Source organism: Streptomyces sp. NPDC031274 (assembly GCF_055570235.1).
Genome location: NZ_JBVIHP010000030.1, coordinates 1 through 15389 on the forward strand (window position 1 = coordinate 1; position 15389 = coordinate 15389).

A 15389-nucleotide genomic window follows, 5' to 3' on the forward strand; every position below is an offset into this window, starting at 1 on the left:
CCATCGAAGCCGCCTGCCGCATCGTCATCCTCGAAGACCAACTCCAAGAAGCCCAGCGCATCAACACCGAACACCACCACACCACCCAATCAGCGAACCCGACGCACCCGACGCCTGCCCCCTGAACGAGAGGGCTGAGAGCTGTTTGATCGCCTCGCACGCGTCACCCTGGACCCTCCGGGGATTTCGCGACCGACAGTCGACACTCACCCTTCGCGCCCGCTGCGGCCACTGGTCAAGGATGCGCCGGCCGGCAAATATAATCTTCCCCATGTCCAAGACTGACGAACTGCTCGTTGACGTCGCTGCCCTGGTGGAGTCCGGGCAGAGTAACCAGATGCCCTTGACGGTGGTCACCGGTGGGGCCGTCATCACCGGTCGGCTGGCTCCCGAAGCAGTGTGGCGGCAGAGGGTGTCGGACGTGCTGAAGGACTCTGCCCGCCTGGGTGAGTTCTCCGCCGTCTTCGATGCCCCCGCGAAGAACGGCGGGCGGCCCACACATCTGCACTTCCATGTCGCCCGGATCCTGCAGGGCACAGTGGGAATCCCGGAGACTGGCGGGATGTACCGCGTTGCGATCGATGACGTCAGCGCCTGGACCATGGGCGACTTCAGCTATTCCGACCACTGAGCATCCACTGCGGCAGTAACCCGTTGCAAGCACTGTGGGCCCGACCGGCGTGTACCGGTCGGGCCCACAGTGTTGTCCAGGTGTCGGTTGTGCCCGTTTCCCGATGAGCGGAAACGGCTACCGCGCCTTCCTGTGTCGGCACCGCCATTCCGGGCGCGGGAAGACACGGTCGTTCGTACCTTCCTCGACGCGGCACATATCAAGGAATTTCCGCAAGTGATGAGCAGACGGAATGACAAGTATGGATCGATGTCAAAGAACATCCGGTCGACGGGAATCCGCGGCGCGCAAACGCTGAAATAGGTGATGCGGCGGAGGACATGACGTCCCGGGCATCGAAGTGCGGTGCGGCTCTCAGGATGCGCTGCATCCTGAAGGAGTGAAGGAGGACCCGCGCGCGACTGCGGATAGCTCCGACGCGTCCCGCAGGTGAAAGCACTGCGGGAAACGCAAGCAGCTGGGGCCCGCACCCCGAGGGATGCGGGCCCCAGCTGCAAGATGCGTCAGGCCGGAACGATGTTCTCGGCCGTCGGGCCCTTCTGGCCCTGCGCGATGTCGAAGGTGACCTTCTGGCCTTCGAGCAGCTCACGGAAGCCCTGGGCGGCGATGTTCGAGTAGTGGGCGAACACGTCAGCGCCGCCACCGTCCTGCTCGATGAAGCCGAATCCCTTTTCCGAGTTGAACCACTTCACGGTACCAGCAGCCATGTCATATCTCCTTTGGGGCAGTGCATCGGCGTCCGCACCGTGCGAACACCGTGTCGCCGCAATGATTACCCCGTCCGGAAAATGACCGGAAATGCAAAATGCTCCCACCCGACAGAAACGGAGTGGGGGCACTTGGAGCTTTGGGAACCACAACTGCAACTGAGATCGACAGTAGCACGCCGCAACGGCCCGCGTCGGTTAGCCAATTCCGCTCCGCTCATTGCGGCGCAAACTCTCACTGCACCGCTCGGCAAACCCTCACCTCCCGAGCACAGATATTGATGCGCTCTCAGTGCAACGTTCCGAAATTGCGGCGAAGTCGTCAGCCGCTATCAGGGCCCGCGGCGGGAACCAGATCAGCACAGGTCCGCCTTGTGTCGTCGGCCGCACCCAGGCACGGATGCCGCACACGTCCGGAGCCCCTCCGGAGTCTGTACATGCCTCGATTACGCGGCGCATACCGGGGAAAGGGGGGAACCGTACAAGCGGGCGAGGCCACCGGCTTCGGTCATCACGAGTGAGGAGACAGGTCTGTGAGCAATATGTGGATGTACACACAGGACAGTTGCTACACGTCCCAGCAGTCGCTGGTGGGCTTCACCGTGGAGGCCGCTGACGGGGTCATCGGGCACGTGGACCGCCAGCAGGATCAGCCCGGCATGCAGCACCTGGTCGTCGACACCGGCGTGTGGAAATTCGGCAGAAGCGTACTGATCCCGGCCGGCGCCGTCACGGCCATCGACACCGAAGCGCGGACGGTGAAGGTCACACCGCTCCGGGAGGAGATCAAGTCCGCTCCTCGTTTCACCACCGACAGCGAGACAGCCGACCACGACTACCTGTCCGCAGTCGGCGACTACTACCTCTCCCTCCGCTTCACACCCCTTCCCTGAGCCGACCCAGCGCTTGGCGCCGGGCCTCCGTCACCTGGGTGGCGGGGGAGCACGCCTCGCGGAACGCGCAACCGAGTCGGTCCGACCCAAGGCAGGCATGTGTTCCGCATGCCGCTCCCGCCGCGGCGCTTTGGCTCTGTATGCCGTCTCGGCCGCCCGCGCCCGCAGTGTGCCAGCAGCACCAGCCACCGCCGACTGCACCACTGATACCACTACCCGCGCAGTAGGGAGACTGCCGTCTCGGCTCAGCGCGCCCTGATCGCGTTCCGGGAGGAATGCGGAGCCGCAATTGTGGACGACTACCGCCACCACGTCGGCCTCGCCCGTGATGGCGGCTTGACCACCCTGCGCTCGTACCTTGATTTCTGTGACGAAGTGGGCCTGCCCGTCCGGGAGGTGGCCGGGTTGCGTCCGCCGAAGCGCGGTCGGAGCGGGACCTTCTCGTCCTCGGCGGCGAACGCGGTCCAGTCGTGGGGACCAGCGGTGGACGGCTCTCGCCAGATGGGTCATGGGTCGGACATAGCGCGAGGCCCGGCAGGCGCCGGGCTCAGACCTGCGGCAGGGAGAAGGGGACGTGTCCGACGGCGCGGCCGGTGGCGTCGAGGAGTCGGCCCATCCGTTTGCGGGAGTGGAGGAAAACGGTGCGGTCGCTGACCTTCAGGTGCGGGAAGCGTTCCGCGAGGTGCGCTTCGAAGGGGTCGATGGCGTGCAGGCCGCGCAGCCAGACCATGACGAGGAGATTGTCGGAGCCGCTGACGGACACGGCCAGGCGCACCTCTTCCCTTCGGGCCAGCGCGTTGCCCGTGGCCTTGAGGTGGGTGTGCGGGACCGCGGTGCGGTAGAGCACGACCGTCGAGAGCCCGGCGAGGGGATGGGCGAGGTCGCAGCGGAAGGTGATGTCCCGGTCCCGGGTCATCCGCTGGAGCCTGCGCCGGGCGGTGTGTTCGCTCATGCCGGTCAGGGCGCCCAGGTCGGTATAGCCGAGACGCCCGTCCCGGCCGAGGGCGTCCAGGAGGGCCTGGTCATCGGGCGGCGGCCGGTGGTGCATGTGGGCGCTGTAGGGAGTCGGGTGTGAGGTGCGCGGGGCGGAGAGTTCCGCGTCGCCGGACGGTTCCATGGCCCGCATGCGCCAGTCGCCGCCCTCGCTGTACAGGGTGATGCCGAGGTGCGTGCGGGTGGACCGCACGCCTTTCAGGCCGCCGATCAGACCGTGCACGGAGCGGCCGAGGGCGGGCAGGTCGGCCGCGACGACCGAGGCCAGGAGGTCGAAGTCGCCGGCCGTCTCGTCGACGCTGAACACCCAGGGCATGTCGGCCAGGGCGTCGCCGACGGATTCCACGGCCCGGGGCCGACACCGGACCTCGACGTAGGCGACGGTCGCCGCCTTCGCGGAGTCGTACGCGCTGACCCAGGCCAGACCGCCCGCGCGCAGTCGTTCCCAGCGGCGGGCCGCCGTGGTCGCGTCCACGCCGAGTGCCCGGCCGATCCGGGACCACGGCGCCCGGGGGACTGCCTGGAGCGCGTCGACGAGGGCCAGGTCCAGCTCGGAGAAGTGGGCGCCCTCGTCCATGCTGCGGGAATCGGGGGACGTAGCTCCTCCTGAGATGTTTTCCTGCAATTCTCCAGGGGTTCCTGTCACAGACCGGATCGTAGGGGCACTTCCGGCCGATGCCCAGTCCCGGCTTCGGCCGCCCGGAGTCGAAGGAGTGCCGCGTGTCTGCCCCGCCCGCGAAGTCCACCCGCAGAACCGTCCGGATCACGATCGTGCTGCTGTTCACCGCCTGGCTGGTCGACTACGCCGACCGGCTCGTCATCAACCTGGCCCTGCCCTCCATCGGGGACGAGTTCGACGTGGGCCGAGGGGAACAGGGCCTGATCGTCTCGGCGTTCTTCCTCGCCTACGCCCTGTGCCAGATACCCGGCGGCCTGCTCGCCGACCGGCACGGTGCTCAGCGGGTCATGCTCTGGGCCCTGCTGTCCTGGTCCGTGTTCACCGCGCTGACCGGCTTCGCCTGGTCGTTCGCCGTCCTGCTGCTGATGCGGTTCGCGTTCGGCGCCGCCGAAGGAATCTTCCCGCCCGCCTCGATGAAGGTCCTCGTCGAGCGGACCACGTCGGCCGAGCGCATGGGCGCCAACGGCGTGATCATGAGCTCGAACGCCCTCGCCGGGGTCCTCACCCCGCTCCTCGTCGCGCCTCTGATCGCCGCTTTCGGCTGGCGCTCGGCGTTCTTCTCGACGGCGGCCCTCGGCGTCTTCGTCCTGGTGGCGATACGGGTGTGGCTCCCCGCGCCCCTGCCGCTGGCGCAGCAGCCGGAGCCCCGCGTCGACCGGGGGCGCGCCGGGGGCGTCCTGCGCAAGGGCGTGATCTGGCGCTTCAGCGCGATGATGTTCGGCTACAGCGTGATCGTCTGGGGTCTCAGTACCTGGATCCCGACCTATGTCAGCGAGGAGTACGACGTCTCGCTCGCCTCGACCGGGGCCCTTGTGGCGATTCCCGGCCTTGCCGCGACCGGCGCGATCGTCGTCGGCGGGCGGCTCGCGGACCGTCTCGGCGGCCACCACCGCAGGGTGATCGTGCCCGGCATGGCGGTGGCCGCAGTCACGCTGCTGTTCATGGTCTTCTCGCCGTCGCTCATAGGTTTCATCGTCTTCGGCACGCTCGCCACGACCGCCGTCTCCCTCTGCTACATGCCGATCCTCGCCGTGCCGCTGGGCGGCCTCGCGCCCGAGGACGTCGGCGTGGGCAGTGGAGCGATCATCTTCGGCGGCCAGGTGGCCGGCATGGTCGCCCCGCCCGTCATCGGCGTGCTCGCTGACGCCTTCTCCTTCAAGGTGGCCTTCGCCTCCCTGGTGCTCGGCGCGGCCGTCGCCGCCGTGATGGCACTCCTCACCCCGCAGGACGCCGCCTCTTTCCGGGCCGCCACCCGCGCGCCCGAACTCCCCACGCCCGCAAAGGAGCACTCATGACCGCCGCCCCCGTCGCGCGCCTGCTGTCCGGCTTCCCGGAGCGGCTGCCCGGCCTGCTCGCCCTCTACGAAGACCTCCACGCCCACCCGGAGTTGTCCTTCCAGGAGTTCCGTACGGCCGCGGTCGTGGCCGAACGGCTGCGCGAGCAGGGCTGGGAGACCACCGAGGGCGTCGGTGGGACCGGCGTCGTCGGGGTCCTGGCCAACGGCGAGGGGCCGGTGGTCCTGCTCCGCGCCGACATGGACGGGCTCCCGGTCGAGGAGCGGACGGGACTGCCGTATGCCTCCCGGGAGACGGCCGTCGACGGCGAGGGCACAAGGGTCCCCGTCATGCACGCGTGCGGCCACGACATGCACGTCACCTGTCTGCTCGGCGCGACCGCCCAACTCGCCGCCGCCCGTGGGAAATGGCGCGGCACCGTCGTCGCCGTGTTCCAGCCCGCGGAGGAGGTCGGCGGGGCACCAGCCATGATCGAGGACGGCTTCCTGGAGCGCTTCCCGCGCGCCGACGTCTGCCTCGGTCAGCATGTGTCCCCGGCTCCCGTCGGCCTGGTCGGCACCCGCCCCGGGCCGGTGATGGCGGCCTCCGACAGCCTGCGTGTCCGCCTCTTCGGCCGCGGCGGACACGGGTCCACGCCCGAGTCCACCGTCGATCCGATCGTCATGGCCGCCGCGGTCGTCATGCGGCTGCAGACGGTCGTCTCCCGGGAGGTGGGGGCGGCGCAGACCGCTGTGGTGACCGTCGGTTCGCTGCACGCGGGCACCAAGGAGAACATCATTCCCGACACCGCGGACCTGCGGATCAACATCCGCTCCACGACACCCGCCGTACGGGACCAGGTCCTGGCGGCCGTCGAACGGATCATCCGCGCTGAGGCCGCCGCCTCCGGCGCCCCCAAGGAACCCGAGATCACCGGTCTCAACTCCTTCCCCGTCACGGTCAACGACACCGCGGCCACCGGAACCGTACTGACGGCGATTGCCGAAGTCATCGGCGAGGAACGGGTGTTCACCCTGCCCCAGCCCCTCACCGGCAGCGAGGACTTCGGCATCTTCGGCACGGCCCTCGACGTCCCCTCGGTCTTCTGGCACTTCGGGGGCGGCGACCCGGCCCTCTTTCAGGACGTCGACCCCGACACCCTGCTGACGGACGGCCTGCCCGAGACGATCCCGGCCAACCACTCCCCGCACTTCGCCCCGGTACCCGAACCCACGATCCACACCGGTGTGACGGCGCTGCTCGCGGCGGCCGCCCACTGGCTGTGCCCCGAGGGCGAGCGTGCCCGCGACCGGCAGGAGGATTGACATGCCCCTGGATTCGGACATCGCGGCCTTCCTGCGAAGCCTCCAGCAACTCGACGCCCCTGAACCGGGGGAAAACGCTGTTGCGCGAGCCAGAGCCCGGCTGCGGGCGCTGACCGTCGACCAACTGGATCAGGCCACAAAGCCCGAGGTCGCAGCGGTGGCTTCCATGGCGCTGGCGGGCTCCGTCCCGGCCCGCGTCTACCGGCCGCACACCGCGACGCCCGTGCCGACGGTGATCTACCTGCACGGCGGCGGCTGGGTGGCCGGCGACATCGACACCCACGACGTGCACGCCCGGACGCTCTGCCGCGACCTCGACGCCGTCGTGGTGAGCGTCGACTACCGGCTCGCGCCCGAGCACCGCTTCCCCGCCGCGGTCGACGACGCGTACACCGCCCTGACCTGGGTCGCACGCTACGTGGACGTGTTCGGCGGCGACCCTTCCCGGCTGGTCGTCGGAGGCGACAGCGCGGGGGCGACGCTGTCCGCCGTGTGCGCACAACAGGCCCACGCCGACGGGCTGTCGCTGGCCGCCCAACTGCTGGTCTACCCGAGCACGGACATGTCCGGCGCGTACGCGTCGCGGGCCGAGAACGGTGAAGGCTACTTCCTCACCACCACGGAGCTGTACTGGTTCTTCGAGCAGTACCTCGGTGTCAGCGGCTCCGATCCCGCCTCCGTCACATTCGGCGCCGACCCGCGGGTCGCACCCCTTCGGGCGAAGGATCTTGCCGGGCTCGCTCCGGCCGTCGTGGCCACCGCGGAGTACGACCCGTTGCGCGACGAAGGGGACGCATACGCCGAAGCGCTGCGGGGCGCCGGCGTACGCGTCGAACACCGGCGGTTCGACGCCCTCGTCCACGGCTTCTACGGCATGAATCACATCAGCCCCGCCGCAGGGGAGGCGACGGCCTGGATCAACACCGCGCTCAGACGGCTGATCGGCTGACACCCCCCTTACCACTCTCATCCGTAAAGGACGTCCGCATGAACTCGAACACCCCCAGCACCGATCTTGATCTCGTCTACCTCAGTGCCACCGAGGCGCGACGGCTCTTCGACGCCCGCGAACTCTCCCCGGTGGAGCTGATGCGTGCCGTCATCGACCGCGCGGACCAGACCGAACCGGTGATCAACGCCTTCACCGAGCAGCTCTTCGACGAGGCACTCGACCAGGCCAGGCACGCCGAGGACCGTTTCCTCGGCAAGGGCGGCCTGACACCGCGCCCGCTGGAAGGCATCCCGGTCGCCACCAAGGAGAAGCACGCCATCGCCGGGCGCTCCCTCACCGAGGGCTCCCTCGTCAACGTCGGCAACACCGCGACCGAGAACGCCCCGGTGATCGACCGGATCCTGGACGCCGGCGGCATCATCCACGCCCGCACCACCACCCCCGAGTTCTCCATCGCCACCTTCACCCACAGCCGCCTGTGGGGCGTCACCCGCAATCCGTGGAACCCCGACTTCACCCCCGGCGGCTCCTCAGGCGGCGCGGGCGCCTCCCTCGCGGCCGGTACGGCGCTGCTCGCCTCCGCGTCCGACATCGGCGGCTCGACCCGTATCCCCGCCGCCTTCACCGGCACCGTCGGCTACAAGGCCCCCTACGGCCGGATCCCCGGCGTGGCACCGTTGTCCGCCGACCACTATCGCGGCGACGGCCCCATGGCGCGCACCGTCGACGACTGCGTCACCTTCGCCAACGTCCTGTCAGGACCCGACCCGCGCGACCACGTGTCGCTGCGCCCCAAACTCGTCCTGCCGACCGAGTACGACGCGGTCGCGGGGATGCGCATCGCCCTGTGCCTGCGCCTGGGCGCCTACGACGTCCACCCGGAGATCGAGGCCAACACCCGCGCCGTCGCCCGCGCCCTCACCGACGCGGGCGCGATCGTCGAGGAGATCGAACTCCCGTGGACCAAGGACGACCTCCTCATCAGCGGCGCGGGACACTTCTCGACCATCTTCGGCGCCCTGGTCCGCGAGATCGAAGCCGAGCACCGCGGCCGGATGTCGCCGTACGCGGCAGTCTTCGCCGACACCATGGCCGTCGCCCGTGAGCAGGTGACCTACCTCGACGGCCTGCGCGTCGAGACCCGGCTGCAGCGAGAACTGGCGGAGGCGATGGCCCCCTTCGACGCCCTGATCTGCCCGACCACGGCCGTCCCGGGACTGCCCGCCGGGGACGATCTCCTGGGCCGCCTGGTGGTGAACGGTGAGGATCATGGCGAGCCGCTGTGGGCGGCCATGACGCTGCCCTTCAACATCAGCAACCGCTGTCCCGTCCTCAACGTGCCCAGCGGTACATCCAGTTGGGGCCTGCCGACGGGCGTCCAGATCGTCGGCCACACCTACGACGACCCGAGCGTCTTCCGGGTCGGCAAGGCCTTGGAGCAACTCCGCCCCTGGGCCTACACCCCGAACCACCGGCCAACCGTCCAGCCCACGCCTCTCGTACAGTCAGCCGCCGGTTGATCGTCGCCCTGACCAGGCGCTTGGTGGTGGCCATGAAGGATGTGGAACCACCCGGCAGCCCGACGGCGCGGTGCCGCTGCCGACGGGGCAGTAGGGCTGGGCTCTGTCCACCCACACGGGCCGGTTGACGATGGCTCCCGTCAACTCGTGCGAATGTCAGTGGTGTTGGCTACTATGTACGCGGTGGAAAAGACCCTTGAAAGGCAAGGTGCATCGGTGCGGATTGCCGACTATCACGGCGCGGCGGCAGAGTTCCTATAGGGGCGCCTGGCCGGCGCTCTCCTATGGCGACGCCCATTGGGCGGCGACGTCGTACCTCAGATCCGGCGGCGGGTTGACTCCTGTCCTGGTTCCGTGACGGCGCTCTCACGATGCCTGGGAGGGTCTTTCTTGTCCGCAACCACTTCTACCTGCGACCACCGCGTGTACCACGTAGTCGTTGTCGCCTTGATCTCCCTGGTTGTTGGGTTTACCACCGGGATCGGCTTTGCCGCTCTCGGCCAGTCACCCCTCGCCGCAGTTGCTTCCGGCGGGGCTGTCGTGCCGTTCGTCTTCTCTGGCGGCATGACCGCAGTCGCGTATGTGAAGCGGCAGGATCAGTAGGCGACCCCGTGGGGGTGGCTCCATCATGTGCCTCACTGCGGTTCGGCTCGACGGCCAGCTCGTTGGAGCCCTGCCCCGTGGCGCCCACGGCCGTGCAGAGGCCGAACCGGTCGTGACGCGGACTGAATGAAGATGTCGGGCCTGTGCGCCGGGTAACGATCAGCCGGAGCCGGAGCCGGAGCCGGAGCCGGAGCCGGAGCCGGAGCCGGAGTGCCCGGGACCTGGGACTGGGCATGCTCGGTATTTTGGATGGGGGGGGCTGTGACGGACGGGAGCGTGGGTGAGTGCTGTCCCGGGCCCGGGGAGTGCTGTCCCGGGCCCGGGGCCTGACTCACGACTCGCATGACCGAAGTGCCCATTCACACAGTGCCGACCGTTGGGCGGGGACGGTGCGTTGCTTGGCGCCGACCAGTGCCCGGCAATCGCGGCGGGATTCCGCGATCTGCTGAAGTGAGCCAGGAAGTGTTGAGCCGTGAGGCGGTCCGAGAGGTCGTCCACCTGGCCGTACAGTTACGGCCAGGACCCCGCTCATAGGGGCTGTTGTACCGGATGAGCTGGCCGCGCTGGACGGACTCTTCACCTATCCGAGGTCAAGCAGCGGTACTGCGCCGTCGAGGCCGCCGTCCTCCTGGGGTAAGGCGATGCTCGCCTCGCCACCGCCGCTGAGGAAGCCGTTCGGGGGTTCAGCAATTCCTCCGACCCGAGCCGGGCCTTCGGAGACCAGGCCGGAGCCCGGTGCAACCTTGCTCTCGTACGCCTCTACGGAGACGACCTGGACGAGCTCTGCGCCCGCAGCGTCGGCCTGACCCTGATGCGGTAACACCCGCAGGGAATCCACGCGGTGGTCATCGACGGCGTGGCGCTGCTTGCAGGCCTCCCGGTCGAGCCGGCAGGAACGCCCTCTCAGGGGTGGAGGGCCTTGCGCAGGGTGCGTACCTGGTCGGTGAGGTTGTGTTCGCTGATGAGGGCCTGGGGGAAGAGGAGGTCGAAGCCGTGGACGGCGCCGGGAACCTGGACGAGTTCGGTGGTGACGCCGGCGGCGGACAGGCGTGCGGCGTAGTCGCGGCCCTCGTCGCGCAGCGGGTCGATCTCGGCCACGGCGATGTAGGTGGGCGGCAGGCCGCTGAGATCGGTGGCGCGGATCGGGAAGGCGTAGGGGTCGGCGTGGCCGTCCTTCGCGTAGTACTGCACGGCCAGTTCCAGCGCGCCCCGGTTGAAGACCGGGGTATCGGTGAATTCCCGTGCCGAGGCGGTGGTGAGACTGCCGTCCACGCTGGGGTAGGTCAGGGACTGGAAGAGCAGGTGGGGGCCCGCCTGGTCGCGGGCGCGGAGCACGGTGGAGGCGGCGATGTTCCCGCCGGCGCTGCCGCCGGCCACCGCGATGCGTGTGCGGTCTCCGCCGAGTTCGGCGGGGTTGTCGGCGATCCAGGTCAGGGCGGCGTATGCGTCGTCGGCTGCGGCCGGGTAGGGGTGTTCGGGGGCGAGGCGGTAGTCGACGGAGACGACGACGGCGTGGGCGTCGCGGGCGTAGCGCAGGGAGCGTCCCTCTTCGGCCTCGGGGGATCCGTAGGTGAAGGCGCCGCCGTGGATGTAGAGGATCATCGGCAGGTCTTCGGTGGTGTCGGGGCGGTAGACGCGCAGTCGCAGTTGTCCTGCGGGGCCGGGGATGTACAGGTCTCGCACCTTGACCTGGTCGTCGACGGGGGTGTCGGGGTGTGCGCGCAGCAGTGCGTAGCGCTGGGGGTCGGCGAGGACGGCGTCCAGGCCGTGGACGGGGAAGACGCCGGTGTCGGCGGTGTCGAGCAGGGTCTGGATCTCGGGATCGACAGGGGGAACAGTCATGGCTGGATGGGCACCTTCCGGGTGTTCGACCGAGTGCTGCCCGGTCTGTTGTGCGGAACTGATCTCAGTCTGTGCCGATCACGAGCGGCACAGAAGTGGCTCAAGAGCCACTATGTGCAACTATTGGGCCATGACTGTTGCGACACCGCACCATGTGGCCGTCCTGGCCCTCGCACCGGTGGTGGCCTTCGACCTGAGCATCCCGGCCCAGATGCTCGCCTCGGTCGAAACCAGCGCGGGTACCGCGGCCTACGAGGTACGCACTCTCACCCCGGACGGCTCCCCGGTACCGACGGTGAACGGGTATGGCGTCACGCCGCAGGGCGACCTGTCCCTGCTGGAGCACGCCGACACGGTGATCGTCGCCGGCACCCGCTGCCCGGAGGTACTGGACGCCGGTGCGGTGGACGCCTCCGTCGCCGAAGCGCTGCGCCGTGCGGCCCGGCGCCGCGCCCGGGTGGTGTCCCTGTGCACCGGCTCGTTCGTACTCGCGGCCGCCGGCCTGCTGGAAAGCCGCCGGGCCGCGACCCATTGGCGCTACGCGCAGCAGTTCAGGCGGCTCTTTCCCGCAGTCGACCTCGACACCGACCCGCTCTACATCGCCGATCGCGGGATCCTGACGTCAGCCGGCGGCGCGGCCGCCATCGACCTGTGCCTGCACCTGGTCCGGGAGGACCACGGCAGTTCCGTGGCGAACCGGGTGGCGCGGTACAACGTCGTCGCGCCCATGAGAGACGGAGGGCAGGCACAGTACATCGAGCACCCGGTCCGGGAGGACGCGGGCACCTCGACGGCCGGGGCGCGGACGCTGATGACGGAACACTTGGATCGGCGGCTGTCCCTCATAGACCTCGCGGCCCACTGCCACATGAGCGTACGGACCTTCACCAGGCGCTTCCGACAGGAGACGGGACTCTCCCCGGCCGAATGGCTCGCCTCGGCCCGCTTGGCACACGTACGCCATCTGCTGGAGTCGACCGAACTGCCTGTTGACGACATCGCCGCCAGGGCAGGCCTGGGCAGCGGCACCAACCTGCGGCAGCATATGCGCACCGCCCTGGACATCACCCCGTCCGCCTACCGGAGGGCATTCCGCTCGGCCACCACTGCCTTCGCACCGCCCCTCTCCGAGGACCAGCAGGTCCGGTCGTCCGCAGGCACGTGACGCCGTTCGGCGCGGGTTGCGCCGGGAACACGACCGCTTGCACGGGGAGTCGGCCGCGCCGAGAGGCCGCGGGGCACGGGCGGTGCGCCGGCGTTCCGGTCAGCGCGCGTGGCGCAGCGACGCTATCTTGGTAGTGAGGTGGGATCAGTCAGTCGTTGGTCTGGGTGTGCCGTTGACTGATGCGCAGTGGGCGCGGACCGAGCCGTTGCTCCCGGACCGGACGCCGAAGCGAGGTGGTCGTCGGTGGGATCACCGCGAGGTGACCGACGCGATCGCCTACAAGTTCCAGACCGGGACCCAGTGGGTGCACCTGCCGGAGAAGTACGGCAACTGGCGGGGCGTCTGCAACCGGTTGCGGATCTGGGCCGTTGACGGCACCTGGGAGCGGGTGTTCACCACCCTGGTGGCACAAGCCGCTGCGGACGAGGACCTGGCGTGGTCCGTCTCGGTGGACTCCACGATCGTGCGGCGACCGGACTTCAGCGAGGGCGGCATAGGACCGCCGCCCAACATCTTGTGCTGAATGCTGGATCGAACCGCCTGACGACGTGATCGCAGTGGCATCCACCTCCGAAGGAGCAGCCCCATGGCTCTCACCCGTGAAGAGCGCGAGCAATTCCTCGCCGAGCCGCACATCGCGGCCCTGGCCGTCGACGCAGGCGAAGGGAGGGCGCCGCTGACCGTGCCGATCTGGTATCAGTACGCGCCCGGCGGCGACATCTGGATCCACACCGCCAAGGGCTCACGCAAGCATGAACTCATCGAGAAGGCGGGCCGGTTCACGCTCATGGCGGACTGCCTCGAGCCGACCGTCCGTTACGTGTCCGTCGAGGGCCCGGTGATCTCCACGGTCCCCGGCACACGCACGCACCTGACCGAGATGACCTCGCGCTACCTTCCGCCCGAGAAGGTCGACGGCTACATCGAGTTCGCCGAGGCGAACCACGGCGAAGCAGTCGTCATCACGATCCGCCCTGAGCACTGGATCTCCTCCGACCTCGGCAACGTCTGACGGGCCGCGGCCGCCTGAGCGGGTTGTCCGGGGATGAGCAAAACCCCCGGACATCCCGACGTCAGGCTCTAGATGAACCCAAGTTTCTTCGGGCTGTTAGAAACAACAAAGTCCGTTGCTCTCCTTGCCAGTCGTGCTCGTCATCGCACCTGCTCAGGATCTTGGTGCGGCGCTTGCGGTGGTGGTCGGCAAACCCCTGCGATTGACGATTTGTCAGGCGATGGTGTGTGGCAGCGGCTTATGCCTCCGGGTGAGGCGGACATCGCTCCGGGAGAGAGCGCCGCTGGCTCGTTCGTGGACGGGAGCGGGTGCCTGGAGGTCCTAGAGTGGGGGCGGTCTTGAAACAGCAAGGAAATGGGGATCAAGTGGTCGACATGGCAGCCGCGGCGCGGAAGGTCTTCGAGCGGTACGACGTCGACGGGGACGGGCAGTTGACTGCCGAGGAGTACCGGCAGGTCGTCGTGGAGCTCGGCGACACGGGTATCACCGCGGAGGCCGCGCAAGACCTCATCGACACCATCGACAGCGACGGTGACCGGAAGGTCTCGTTCGACGAGTTCCGGGCCTCCATGGGGCTCTGAACACGACGCCGTCCCCTGTGCCCCCGGATCCGCTGATCCGGGGGCACAGGCATGTGTGTCTCAGCGGGCGCCGGGCACCTGCTCGACGGCGTCGATTCAGTAGCGGCCTTCGGTACCCAGCTCGATCCATGGCTGCTGGGCCGGCGCGGAGGCGACGTGGCTACGTGAGCATGTCTCCGCAGCGCCTTCCAGCCAAGATCGTTGAATGGGCGGCGATTTCGGGCAATTGCGGTCCACCGGCGGTCCGTTGCGCTGTCTCCTCGCCTCCTGGGAAGTGATGCGTGCGTATGGGCCGCATGCGAACGAGATGTCGAAGGTGGTGTCCACCACGCGCGAGATCGAGATCAAGCCTGTGCCCGTCCAGCGGGAAGAGCGCCGCACCGGTGCTTTCCTTCACAAGTGACCCGGGGGAAGGGGCGAGCTGGCGCGGTATCTGCCGGTGCCGGCCCGCGCCCTTGGGTAGGCCAGGGTTCAGTCTCGTGAGCAGGGGAGTGGATGTGCGGCTGTGGCTGCGGCGGCTGAGAGGCGTGACGCGCTACTGGCACCGGGGGGACTTCGTCGCCCATGCCTACCGGGGGCACGCGGCCGGTCGCTCTGCACCCCACCCCCAACGTGCCCGCGAACACAGCCTGGAGCTGCTGCGCGAAGGCTTCATCCACACCGAAGCACGCCCTGCGCGGACAGCAGCACCAGCTGGGCCCGACGCCATGTCACCACCGACCCGCTGCCCCGGCGGATGATCCGCAGCAGGCGCTGCCCCTCGTCATCATCGATCTCGCGGACGCGTACTCGCTCAGCCACCAGCACAGCTTCCCTGCCGCGCGCTGCCAGCGAGTGTCATTCCGTCGGCGTGCCGATCCGAAGCCGGTTGCCGTCAGGGTCGCACAGCTCAATCTCACGCGCCCACGGAGCGTCCTTCGCCTGCACACCGAACTCGGAGGCGATGGCCTCGACATCACGAATACGGAGGTAGACCAACGTGTCGGGGCGGGCGTCGCCCTTGTGCTCCGACAAGAACAACCGCACCCCGCCTCGGGCGACCTCTACGAACGCGGGAAATCCCGGTTCAAAGCGGTGTTCCCACTGCTTGGCAAAGCCCAGTCGCTCGTACCACGCGACTGACGCCGCAGCGTCTTCGACGCGAAGAATGGGAATGACTTCCTCGTCCATGGAGCCATCGTCTCAGACCGCCCAGGGCGAACGTTGCCTGAG

General features: G+C 68.7%; 16 protein-coding genes and 2 pseudogenes. 12 read left to right on the top strand and 6 right to left on the bottom strand.

What is annotated here, in order from left to right; genetic code table 11:
* Both ACZ5CR_RS35890 and ACZ5CR_RS35895 read left to right on the top strand, forming a co-directional pair.
* A pseudogene (locus ACZ5CR_RS35890) lies at positions 1-125 on the top strand (MerR family transcriptional regulator); the annotation flags it as partial.
* Positions 126-271: 146 nt separating this feature from the next.
* A complete protein-coding gene (locus tag ACZ5CR_RS35895) occupies positions 272-631 on the top strand; it encodes a hypothetical protein (RefSeq protein WP_468865489.1) in 360 nt (119 codons plus the stop codon).
* A gap of 503 nt (positions 632-1134) precedes the next feature.
* Here the strand turns inward: ACZ5CR_RS35895 and ACZ5CR_RS35900 are convergent.
* The gene (locus ACZ5CR_RS35900; RefSeq protein WP_228917866.1) at positions 1135-1338 is read right to left on the bottom strand and encodes a cold-shock protein; all 204 of its coding nucleotides are present in this window, start codon (positions 1336-1338) and stop codon (positions 1135-1137) included.
* Between the two features lie 542 nt (positions 1339-1880).
* Here ACZ5CR_RS35900 and ACZ5CR_RS35905 point away from each other — a divergent pair.
* Positions 1881-2231 (top strand): PRC-barrel domain-containing protein, encoded by a 351-nt coding sequence (locus tag ACZ5CR_RS35905; RefSeq protein WP_468865692.1) that lies wholly within the window; start codon positions 1881-1883, stop codon positions 2229-2231.
* Between the two features lie 547 nt (positions 2232-2778).
* Here the strand turns inward: ACZ5CR_RS35905 and ACZ5CR_RS35910 are convergent.
* The gene (locus ACZ5CR_RS35910; RefSeq protein ID WP_468865490.1) at positions 2779-3801 is read right to left on the bottom strand and encodes an Lrp/AsnC family transcriptional regulator; all 1023 of its coding nucleotides are present in this window, start codon (positions 3799-3801) and stop codon (positions 2779-2781) included.
* A 143-nt stretch (positions 3802-3944) separates the two neighbouring features.
* Here ACZ5CR_RS35910 and ACZ5CR_RS35915 point away from each other — a divergent pair, with 143 nt between their 5' ends.
* The 4 genes from ACZ5CR_RS35915 to ACZ5CR_RS35930 are packed head-to-tail and all read left to right on the top strand — an operon-like array spanning position 3945 to position 8974.
* A complete protein-coding gene (locus tag ACZ5CR_RS35915; RefSeq protein WP_468865492.1) occupies positions 3945-5198 on the top strand; it encodes an MFS transporter in 1254 nt (417 codons plus the stop codon).
* Positions 5195-6502, top strand: a complete 1308-nt coding sequence (locus tag ACZ5CR_RS35920) for an amidohydrolase (protein WP_468865495.1) — start codon at positions 5195-5197, stop codon at positions 6500-6502. Before ACZ5CR_RS35915 ends, ACZ5CR_RS35920 begins: the two co-directional genes overlap by 4 nt.
* Before the next feature lies 1 nt (position 6503).
* A complete protein-coding gene (locus tag ACZ5CR_RS35925; RefSeq protein ID WP_468865498.1) occupies positions 6504-7451 on the top strand; it encodes an alpha/beta hydrolase in 948 nt (315 codons plus the stop codon).
* A gap of 38 nt (positions 7452-7489) precedes the next feature.
* Positions 7490-8974, top strand: coding sequence for an amidase (locus tag ACZ5CR_RS35930; protein WP_468865499.1), 1485 nt, complete (start codon positions 7490-7492; stop codon positions 8972-8974).
* 1183 nt (positions 8975-10157) lie between these two features.
* On the opposite strand, the gene ACZ5CR_RS35935 is transcribed toward ACZ5CR_RS35930, so the two are convergent.
* Both ACZ5CR_RS35935 and ACZ5CR_RS35940 read right to left on the bottom strand, forming a co-directional pair.
* Entirely contained in the window at positions 10158-10400 is a 243-nt protein-coding gene (locus tag ACZ5CR_RS35935) for a hypothetical protein (RefSeq protein WP_468865501.1), read from the bottom strand.
* Between the two features lie 80 nt (positions 10401-10480).
* Positions 10481-11419: an alpha/beta hydrolase gene (locus ACZ5CR_RS35940; RefSeq protein ID WP_468865503.1), complete on the bottom strand. Its 939-nt coding sequence runs from the start codon at positions 11417-11419 to the stop codon at positions 10481-10483.
* A 130-nt stretch (positions 11420-11549) separates the two neighbouring features.
* Between ACZ5CR_RS35940 and ACZ5CR_RS35945 the strand changes: the two genes are divergently transcribed.
* The 5 genes from ACZ5CR_RS35945 to ACZ5CR_RS35965 all read left to right on the top strand — a co-directional run bounded on the left by ACZ5CR_RS35945 (position 11550) and on the right by ACZ5CR_RS35965 (position 14580).
* A complete protein-coding gene (locus ACZ5CR_RS35945) occupies positions 11550-12584 on the top strand; it encodes a GlxA family transcriptional regulator (RefSeq protein WP_468865505.1) in 1035 nt (344 codons plus the stop codon).
* Between the two features lie 172 nt (positions 12585-12756).
* Positions 12757-13107 carry a transposase gene (locus ACZ5CR_RS35950; RefSeq protein WP_468865507.1) on the top strand — a complete coding sequence of 117 codons (351 nt, stop codon included), beginning with the start codon at positions 12757-12759 and terminating at the stop codon, positions 13105-13107.
* A gap of 63 nt (positions 13108-13170) precedes the next feature.
* Positions 13171-13596 (top strand): pyridoxamine 5'-phosphate oxidase family protein, encoded by a 426-nt coding sequence (locus ACZ5CR_RS35955; protein WP_468865509.1) that lies wholly within the window; start codon positions 13171-13173, stop codon positions 13594-13596.
* Between the two features lie 374 nt (positions 13597-13970).
* Positions 13971-14177 carry an EF-hand domain-containing protein gene (locus ACZ5CR_RS35960; protein WP_363199393.1) on the top strand — a complete coding sequence of 69 codons (207 nt, stop codon included), beginning with the start codon at positions 13971-13973 and terminating at the stop codon, positions 14175-14177.
* Between the two features lie 205 nt (positions 14178-14382).
* Positions 14383-14580: a hypothetical protein gene (locus ACZ5CR_RS35965; RefSeq protein ID WP_468865511.1), complete on the top strand. Its 198-nt coding sequence runs from the start codon at positions 14383-14385 to the stop codon at positions 14578-14580.
* Between the two features lie 263 nt (positions 14581-14843).
* Here the strand turns inward: ACZ5CR_RS35965 and ACZ5CR_RS35970 are convergent.
* A pseudogene (locus ACZ5CR_RS35970) lies at positions 14844-14978 on the bottom strand (IS630 family transposase); the annotation flags it as partial.
* Positions 14979-15014: 36 nt separating this feature from the next.
* Positions 15015-15347, bottom strand: a complete 333-nt coding sequence (locus ACZ5CR_RS35975) for a glyoxalase superfamily protein (RefSeq protein WP_468865512.1) — start codon at positions 15345-15347, stop codon at positions 15015-15017.
* Positions 15348-15389 lie beyond the last annotated feature (42 nt).

Bases quoted from the DNA above. Each gene is read 5' to 3' on its own strand.
- ACZ5CR_RS35925 (WP_468865498.1), top strand. From the start codon at position 6,504: ATGCCCCTGGATTCGGACATCGCGGCCTTCCTGCGAAGCCTCCAGCAA.
- ACZ5CR_RS35965 (WP_468865511.1), top strand. From the start codon at position 14,383: ATGGGCGGCGATTTCGGGCAATTGCGGTCCACCGGCGGTCCGTTGCGC.
- ACZ5CR_RS35910 (WP_468865490.1), bottom strand. From the start codon at position 3,801: ATGGACGAGGGCGCCCACTTCTCCGAGCTGGACCTGGCCCTCGTCGAC.
- ACZ5CR_RS35960 (WP_363199393.1), top strand. From the start codon at position 13,971: ATGGCAGCCGCGGCGCGGAAGGTCTTCGAGCGGTACGACGTCGACGGG.
- ACZ5CR_RS35920 (WP_468865495.1), top strand. From the start codon at position 5,195: ATGACCGCCGCCCCCGTCGCGCGCCTGCTGTCCGGCTTCCCGGAGCGG.
- ACZ5CR_RS35945 (WP_468865505.1), top strand. From the start codon at position 11,550: ATGACTGTTGCGACACCGCACCATGTGGCCGTCCTGGCCCTCGCACCG.
- ACZ5CR_RS35930 (WP_468865499.1), top strand. From the start codon at position 7,490: ATGAACTCGAACACCCCCAGCACCGATCTTGATCTCGTCTACCTCAGT.
- ACZ5CR_RS35940 (WP_468865503.1), bottom strand. From the start codon at position 11,419: ATGACTGTTCCCCCTGTCGATCCCGAGATCCAGACCCTGCTCGACACC.
- ACZ5CR_RS35900 (WP_228917866.1), bottom strand. From the start codon at position 1,338: ATGGCTGCTGGTACCGTGAAGTGGTTCAACTCGGAAAAGGGATTCGGC.
- ACZ5CR_RS35955 (WP_468865509.1), top strand. From the start codon at position 13,171: ATGGCTCTCACCCGTGAAGAGCGCGAGCAATTCCTCGCCGAGCCGCAC.
- ACZ5CR_RS35975 (WP_468865512.1), bottom strand. From the start codon at position 15,347: ATGGACGAGGAAGTCATTCCCATTCTTCGCGTCGAAGACGCTGCGGCG.
- ACZ5CR_RS35905 (WP_468865692.1), top strand. From the start codon at position 1,881: ATGTGGATGTACACACAGGACAGTTGCTACACGTCCCAGCAGTCGCTG.
- ACZ5CR_RS35895 (WP_468865489.1), top strand. From the start codon at position 272: ATGTCCAAGACTGACGAACTGCTCGTTGACGTCGCTGCCCTGGTGGAG.